This is a genomic window from Bacillus infantis, assembly GCF_008180445.1.
GTDB lineage: Bacteria > Bacillota > Bacilli > Bacillales > Cytobacillaceae > Bacillus_AB > Bacillus_AB infantis_B.
Genome location: NZ_VTER01000016.1, coordinates 57442 through 65091 on the forward strand (window position 1 = coordinate 57442; position 7650 = coordinate 65091).

Consider the following 7650-nt stretch of genomic DNA (forward strand, 5'->3'; position numbering starts at 1 on the left):
GCTCGACAGTGATTATAATAAGTAGTAGGAAAGGAGTCGATTTTAATGGAACAAGATATCATTTCAGATGTTCAGGAAGTATTAGATAAATTGCGTCCGTTTCTTCTTCGCGATGGAGGAGACTGTGAATTGGTTGATGTAGAAGACGGCATCGTTAAGCTTCGTTTGCTTGGAGCGTGCGGCAGCTGCCCTAGTTCAACCATTACTTTAAAAGCAGGGATTGAACGTGCTCTTTTAGAAGAAGTTCCTGGAGTTGTCGAAGTAGAACAGGTATTCTAAGAAAATCCAATAATAAAGCGATCACGCCTGAGGGCGGATCGCTTTTTTTTTTATGAAATCGGATGCGGCCGCTCTTGCATGTTAACGGCCTGAAACTGCATGACTGGATACTGTACTGCCCTTTTGATCAATAGCTAAGCGCAGCACATCCATCTGCGGCAGCATCCTGCTTAAAGCTTCTGCAGCTTCATCTCCCTTTTCAGGGGCAATGAAGCAGACCACTGACGGCCCCGCTCCGCTCAAGGCGGTTCCCATGACGCCGATAGCTGCCGCTTTCTCTTCAATCATGGCAAGATGGGGAACAAGCTCCCTCCTATAGGGCTGGTGATACAAATCTTTCTGCATCATCTTCCCCGCCAGCTCATAATTTCCCTGAAGAAGAGCAGCGATGAGTAGATTGGCAGCAGCGCCGGCCTGAACAGACTCCTGGTGGGTCATGCTTGCCGGAAGAGCCCCCCTCGATTCTTTTGTCAGCAGCTCCTCCTGGGGAACGACTGCCAGCACCTCAAAGCCAAGATGATGGAAAGCGGCTGCCAGCACCTCTTCCCCTGTCTGATAACCAATCACCAGCCCGCCAAAGAGAGAGGCCCCCACATTGTCCGGATGCCCCTCCATCCGTCCTGCGATGGACAGCTTTTCATGCAGGGAAAGCTCTAAGCCGCATAACGAATCAGCCAGTTCAATCCCTGCGACAATGGCTGCTCCGCTTGAACCAAGCCCCCTGGCCAGGGGAATGTCGCTTTTCACCCTTAAAATACAGGGCGGGAGATCCGCAGAATAATGTTCGGCTGCCTTCTTTGCAGCCTGGACAATCAGATGCCGGCTGTCCCTTGGGAAGCCCTCCAGGCAGCTGCTTTCCGGCACAACCTCCCATTGGCCAGAAAGCTCTGCTTCAACTGTCAAATATAAACTCAGGGCAAGGCCGACAGAATCAAAGCCAGGCCCAAGATTGGCCGTACTTGCCGGCACCCTGATGGTAAGCATCTCTCCCTCCATCATGTATGCACGGCTCCCCTGATATGGCCGGCAACCGCTTCAAGCTCGTTTGGAAGAAGGAACGGCTTCACAAGGCTTGTATCAATTGCGGTGTTCGGATCTTTCAGCCCGTTCCCTGTCAGAACTGCAACAACTCTGCTGCCATGCGGTATTTCCCCTTGGCGCAGCTTTTTATAGATGCCGGCCAGCGATGCACAGGAAGCCGGCTCTGCAAAAATACCCTCTGAAGCTGCAAGCTTGCGGTATGCCCCAAGGATTTCTGTATCGCTGACTTCATCGATTTTCCCTTCTGACTCGTCCCTCGCATCCACGGCCAGCTGCCAGCTTGCCGGGTTTCCGATCCTGATGGCGGTAGCGATCGTTTCGGGCTCTGAAAAGATTCTGTCATGGACAATGGCCGCCGCCCCTTCCGCCTCAAAGCCAAACATCCTGGGAAGGCCGGTCTGTTTGGCTCGGTTGTACTCTTTAAAGCCTTTCCAGTAGGCGCTGATATTTCCGGCATTGCCTACAGGGATCGCGAGAATGTCAGGGGCACTCCCAAGCTGGTCGCAAATCTCGAAGGCTGCCGTCTTCTGCCCTTCCAGCCTGTATGGATTGACTGAATTCACAAGGGTGACAGGCTCCGTTTCGCTGATGCTGCGCACCATGGCAAGAGCCTCATCAAAGTTGCCTTCAATTGAGATAATTTCCGCCCCGTACATGATTGCCTGCGCAAGCTTACCCATGGCAATCTTGCCTTCTGGAATGACAACTATGCATCTCATGCCGGCCCTTGCCGCATATGCTGCCGCTGCGGCAGATGTATTCCCTGTCGATGCACAAATGACCGTACTGCTGCCGGCTTCCTTTGCTTTGGCAACGGCCATGACCATGCCGCGGTCCTTGAATGAGCCGGTCGGATTGCTGCCCTCCGTTTTCACATACAAATCGATGCCCCATTCCTGGGATAGTCTGTTCAGCTTGATCAGCGGTGTATTGCCTTCATTAAGGGAGAGCATCGGTGTTTCATCATTAACAGGCAGAAGTTCTTTGTAGGCTGACAAGAGTCCCTCCCATCGCATCATCTTCCACTCCCCTCTACTCTGTATGAGCTCTCAATCGTTTTTACAGCAGGCAGATCCTTTAAGCTGGACAGGATGTCCTCATAATCCCTCAAAGAAGACTGGTGGGTGACGAGGACGATTTCGGCAAGCCCCTTTTCTTCCACAGGCAGCTGCAGTATTTTTTCAAGACTGACGGAATGCTTAGAAAAAATCGATGTCAATTCACCGAAGACACCAACTTCATCTTTGACATGAAGCCGCAGGAAGTATTTAGAGTATATTTCGGACGGGTCTTTAAGCTTCTTCGGATACTGCGGGCTGACAGCGCTCTTCCCGTTCACGCCAAGCCTCAGATTTTTCATGACACCGACAAGGTCCGATACAACCGCTGTAGCAGTCGGCAGGCTGCCTGCACCAGGGCCGTAGAACATCGTTTCGCCAACCGCTTCCCCGTATACATAAACTGCATTATACTCATTATTCACCCCGGCAAGCGGATGGGATTCTGCCAAAAGCGCCGGCTGCACGCTGACCTCCACCTTCTCCCCTTCACGGTGGGCAATGCCGATCAGCTTCATTGTATAGCCCAGCTGCTTTCCGTACTGCAGATCCTCTTCCGTTACCCCGGTAATTCCTTTAACTTTTACATCATCGAGATCGACTTTCATCGAGAAGCCGAGCGTGGCCAGGATTGCCATTTTCCTTGCAGCATCCAGCCCTTCCACATCTGAGGTCGGGTCGCTTTCGGCATAGCCGAGCTCCTGGGCTTCTTTCAGCACATCTCCATAAGCGCTGCCATCCTGGCTCATCTTCGTTAAAATATAATTGGTTGTCCCATTAACGATGCCCATCATTTTGGTGATCCGGTCAGAGGCCAATCCGTCTGCAAGGCCTCTTAGAATGGGGATGCCCCCGGCAACACTGGCTTCATAAAACAAATCGCAGCCATTTTCAGAAGCAGCAGTCAAAAGCTCTGAACCGTACAATGCCATTAAATCTTTATTGGCTGTCACGATATGCTTTTTGTTGGCAAGCGCCTTAAGGAGATGCTTCCTTGTATCCTCGATACCTCCCATAACCTCAATGATGATATCGATATCCGGATCATCAATAATTTCCTCCGGGCTGCCTGTGAGCAGGGAGGCTTCAATATCCACTTCGCGCTGCTTGTTCAAATCCTGCACCAGCACTTTTTTAACCTCAACAGGACAGCCTACCTGATGCATCAGCTTATCCTGGTGGTTTTTAATGATTTTCACAACACCCGATCCGACAGTTCCCAATCCTAACAATCCAACTGAAATAGCTTCCACTCTATATCCCCCTAACTATTGTTCTTTTAAGGTGTACATTTGTATTTATATAGTAGACATTATAGAATTTGGCAGATAATTTTACAATAGGCAATATTCAGAAATATATTTGTGGAATCGCTTACTATACTGGGAGAGTATGAATGGGGAGGTTCAAACTTTTTTTCGATAGGTAACAAAGTGTTATGGCTGTTAATCGAATTGTTTGGTTTAAGAGGGTGATATGCTTGTAAAACCAAAAGCCCGGCAAAAAGCCGGGCCTCCTTCAAGCATTAAATATGTACCGGCGTTTTTGCCTGCTTGCCTGATAAAACAAGATCGATGTTTTCGGCGCAAAGCCTGGCCATCTCCATTCTGGTTTCCGTGCTGGAGCTGCCGATATGCGGCAGGGCGACAACATTGGGCAGGCTGAGGAGAGGATGGTCCTTTCCAATCGGTTCTTTCACAAAGACGTCTAGCCCGGCTCCTCTGATTTCCCCATCGGCAAGGGCCCGGTAAAGCGCGTCTTCATCCACAATGGCGCCGCGGCCCGCATTGATGAAAATGGCGGATTTTTTCATTTTCCTGAATGCCTCTTCGGTGAAAAGATTTTTTGTTGAGTCATTCAGCGGTGCAAGGCATACCACATAATCCGACTGCTCGCACAGCTCTTCAAATGAAGCGTATACAGCACCAAGCTTTTCTTCCGCCTCAGGCCTTCTTGACCTGTTATGATAAAGGATGTTCATGTCAAATCCTTTTGCCCGCTTTGCCACAGCCTGGCCGATATTCCCCATTCCAACAATCCCGATGGTCTTATGATGGATATCCTGGCCGGCAAGAAGGAGCGGACTCCAGCTCTTCCATTTCCCCTCTTTCACATATTCTGCGCTTTCCGTGATCCTCCGCGCTGCCGCCATTAATAAAGCAAAGGTCAGATCAGCTGTAGTATCGGTGAGCACATCAGGGGTATTCGCCACAGTGATCCCTTTTTCCGCTGCAGTCTTCACATCAATATTGTCATATCCGACTGCGAGGTTGCTTATAACTTTTAAATTCCCGGCATCTTCCAGCAGTTCTGCATTTATGCTATCTGAAAGCATCGTGAGCAGCGCCGATGCTTCTTTAGCCTTTTCCCTTAGAACCTCAGCCGGGACAGGTATGTCTTCTTTATCCCACATCTCCACATGATAGTTCTTGGTTAAGCCGGCGATCGTTTCTTCCGGCAGCTTTCTTGTAATATACACTCTATCCTTCATCAATCTTAAGCCTCCCAGCAGTTTGCCGTAAAAGTTCAGTACCTCCCCATTATAAAAGGAAGAAATGGCAATTCAAAGGAAAAGCCCTTTCGCAGCCCTGCTGAGACCGCTATCGTTTCAGCCAGTCTACAGGAGGGAGTTTCATTTTGGCAGCAGGGACTTCTGCCATCTCAAAAAACTTTCCCAGAAACTCTTCATGGTCGCCAGTATGCTGCAGGAAACGGCCCAGCTGCTCTTCTGAAAGATGCCTTTGATGTTCTGTCGGGTTTCCATAATAATTCTCGATGCACTCAAAATAGTGAAGCGGGAACAGGAGGCGCGCATACAGCAGCCGCCACGAAAAAGAGGTCAGCGGCTCGACTGTCTGGTACTCCTTCAGATACTTTGAAAGCCCCGGCTGGTAAGTTTTGATGTTCCGGAAGTACCTTTCCCTCGACCATTCTGCCAGATCGCGGCTTGCATGATCAAAGACCCAGTCAAACGGGCTTTTGATCAGATAATCATCACTTCCCCATGTGGAGGACACAAAACGCTCATGGCAGACAGTCCCGCTGTCCGCAGGGCCAGGCTCATCATCCAGCTCTGCATCAGCCAGATATTGGATGGAGTTCTCGGCAAGGCCCATATAGTAGGGGAATGTTTCCAGGAACATCCGGTCCAGTTCATGCTCGGGCTGCTGAAACAGCATGCTGTTCCAAACCTTCTCCATCTGATCCAGCCTCTTTTCCCAAAGCTGCTTCCACTGCCCGATCCTGCTTGTCCGTGTGATCGGTGAGGAAATAAGCCTGCCGCGATAATGGAATTTGGCAAGCTTCCTGCCAGACTGATAGCCTTTGCGCGGCTGGGCATTCGGGCACTTCAATACACAATAGCTCTTTTGCTCCCACACGCTTGAGTGCTTACCTTCAGTTGTCTGCAGGAAAGTGCTTACGGTCTTATCCCCGGTTTGCTGCAGATGGCTGGCAATCAGGCTAAGCTCAGCCAGATCCTCTTCCTCCAGGCCAACCTCCATCGGTATATAAAGCTGGTTATCCTTTTTGAACGCTTCATGCAGCCCGATTCTCAATTCTTCCTCCGCCTGTATGCCAAAATGTTGCTTAAGCATTTGCCTGAGCATAGAAACACCTCTTCATTCGCTAATCGATTATACCTCAATTATATGTGCCCGCCGCAAAAACTTGTTTGTTTCTTGCATAACCCATGCCTTCAGGGAAAAAATGAAGTAGACAGGCCAGGGGAGCCGCATGTCCTGTTTAGGTATATTTGCGGCTGTGCCGGTATATACATTAGAAAAAAACAAGAAAAGGTGAGGCAAATGTCTGAAGAACAAAAAGAAGTTGTTGACCTGACAGAACAGACAGCCCGCAGGTGGCTGCTTGAAAGAGGGGTAACCGTACAGGATATCGCAGATTTAGTTTTCTTTCTTCAGGAAAAGTACCACCCTAATCTTGAAATGAAGGACTGCCTTCACAACGTAGAGCGCGTCCTGTCCAAAAGGGAAGTCCAAAACGCAATCCTGACCGGGATCCAGCTTGATATGCTCGGCGAAAAAGGATTGCTTGACCAGCCTCTCCAAAAAATCATAGAAACCGATGAAAGCCTCTATGGCGTCGATGAAGTACTCGCTTTCTCCATCGTCAATGTCTATGGCAGCATCGGCTTTACCAACTACGGATATATCGATAAACTGAAACCCGGCATCCTAAAAGACCTAAACGATAAATCCTCCGGCAAATGCCACACCTTCCTGGACGACATCGTCGGCGCCATCGCAGCCGCCGCCTCAAGCCGCCTTGCCCATGGCGCTGCTAAAGTCGAATAGAAGAAAAAACAGCTTTCTGTTGGTAAGGTTTTGGTTTTGAAGTGCCAAGTGCGGATTGGCAGTGCATTTCGCAGACTTTTTATCAATAATATTTACACACAAAAAAGCTCGGAGCCATTATGCTCTGAGCCTTTTTATCAAAATAGCATGCTGTTGAAGGTAAGCACCCGCATTGTTTAATAACCGATTTGTTGTGAGTCAAGAATACCTGTTACAAGAGCAATTTTTCCCCATAACCTCCCTGACCAAAAGAGCCGACTCCAGGGACAGGATGAGGTTCAGCGCGGGTTGTCAATAAGCGGATAAATTCCCGCTAATTTAAAAAGAGATCTAAAATCAGCTTAAATAGAAGGAGAAATTCCGCCTATCGGCCAAAAAAAAAGGATAATCGACCATTTTGCTTCACTTAACCGGAAAATCTCCGCTTATATAGACCCATTCATGGCATTTTATCAATTTAACAGGAAAATCTCCACTTATTAATAGCCCGAGGAGGCTCAACTTTGCCCCGCGGAAAGCGAAGTGCCTGCAACGCAAATCAACAGCCCACTTTAAAAACAAGGAACTCTTCTAAAAAGTCCCCCTGTTTTCCTAAAATGAAAGCTGCCCAAAAAATTATAAAAACCGGTTAATTAGAGTGGAAGGCACGAAGACTCCTGGAGCGACCGAGCATAGGTCACAACATATAACGGGTGGGATTCCCGTCGAGAAAGAACTAGCCATTCACTTGTAGCGAGTCTTGGAGGGCAAGTGGCAACACTTTGCCTTTAAGCGTAGACAGCGAGGTAATGGGCCGTAAGCCGTATGGTTGAAGGGATTGAGCTCCGAAATTCGTGCACAATTGGAAGGCCGATGTGTTCAGGAGTACAGAAGGCAACACCGTCTGTTTCGATAAAGGCAAGAAACAAACGGCTTCCCGGAGTCGATGACCTCGGCACGTTACACATTGATATGTTATG

The 7650-nt window shown here is 49.1% G+C and carries 7 protein-coding genes and 1 pseudogene; 2 read left to right on the top strand and 6 right to left on the bottom strand.

The features are described 5' to 3' along the window. Window positions 1–66 precede the first annotated feature (66 nt). Window positions 67–279 (top strand): annotated as a pseudogene (locus tag FZD51_RS23390) (NifU family protein); the annotation flags it as partial. A gap of 81 nt (window positions 280–360) precedes the next feature. On the opposite strand, the gene thrB reads toward FZD51_RS23390, so the two are convergent. The 5 genes from thrB to yutH form a co-directional block, all read right to left on the bottom strand. Beyond that, a complete protein-coding gene (gene thrB, locus FZD51_RS23395; protein ID WP_148976922.1) occupies window positions 361–1278 on the bottom strand; it encodes a homoserine kinase in 918 nt (305 codons plus the stop codon). Continuing rightward, window positions 1275–2336, bottom strand: coding sequence for a threonine synthase (gene thrC, locus FZD51_RS23400; RefSeq protein ID WP_148976928.1), 1062 nt, complete (start codon window positions 2334–2336; stop codon window positions 1275–1277). The genes thrB and thrC overlap by 4 nt, the downstream gene beginning before the upstream one ends. Further along, window positions 2336–3631 carry a homoserine dehydrogenase gene (locus FZD51_RS23405; RefSeq protein ID WP_148976923.1) on the bottom strand — a complete coding sequence of 432 codons (1296 nt, stop codon included), beginning with the start codon at window positions 3629–3631 and terminating at the stop codon, window positions 2336–2338. The genes thrC and FZD51_RS23405 overlap by 1 nt, the downstream gene beginning before the upstream one ends. A 272-nt stretch (window positions 3632–3903) precedes the next feature. Then, window positions 3904–4869, bottom strand: a complete 966-nt coding sequence (locus FZD51_RS23410) for a 2-hydroxyacid dehydrogenase (RefSeq protein WP_148976929.1) — start codon at window positions 4867–4869, stop codon at window positions 3904–3906. Between the two features lie 109 nt (window positions 4870–4978). Further along, entirely contained in the window at window positions 4979–5986 is a 1008-nt protein-coding gene (gene yutH, locus FZD51_RS23415; protein ID WP_148976924.1) for a spore coat putative kinase YutH, read from the bottom strand. Window positions 5987–6184: 198 nt separating this feature from the next. Here yutH and FZD51_RS23420 point away from each other — a divergent pair, with 198 nt between their 5' ends. Beyond that, entirely contained in the window at window positions 6185–6691 is a 507-nt protein-coding gene (locus tag FZD51_RS23420) for a phosphatidylglycerophosphatase A family protein (RefSeq protein WP_148976925.1), read from the top strand. Window positions 6692–7458: 767 nt separating this feature from the next. Here the strand turns inward: FZD51_RS23420 and FZD51_RS26420 are convergent. Beyond that, window positions 7459–7650: hypothetical protein (locus FZD51_RS26420; protein ID WP_222928626.1), on the bottom strand; the 192-nt coding region annotated here is incomplete at its 5' end.

Bases quoted from the DNA above. Each gene is read 5' to 3' on its own strand.
- thrB (WP_148976922.1), bottom strand. From the start codon at position 1,278: ATGATGGAGGGAGAGATGCTTACCATCAGGGTGCCGGCAAGTACGGCC.
- FZD51_RS23420 (WP_148976925.1), top strand. From the start codon at position 6,185: ATGTCTGAAGAACAAAAAGAAGTTGTTGACCTGACAGAACAGACAGCC.
- thrC (WP_148976928.1), bottom strand. From the start codon at position 2,336: ATGCGATGGGAGGGACTCTTGTCAGCCTACAAAGAACTTCTGCCTGTT.
- FZD51_RS23410 (WP_148976929.1), bottom strand. From the start codon at position 4,869: ATGAAGGATAGAGTGTATATTACAAGAAAGCTGCCGGAAGAAACGATC.
- yutH (WP_148976924.1), bottom strand. From the start codon at position 5,986: ATGCTCAGGCAAATGCTTAAGCAACATTTTGGCATACAGGCGGAGGAA.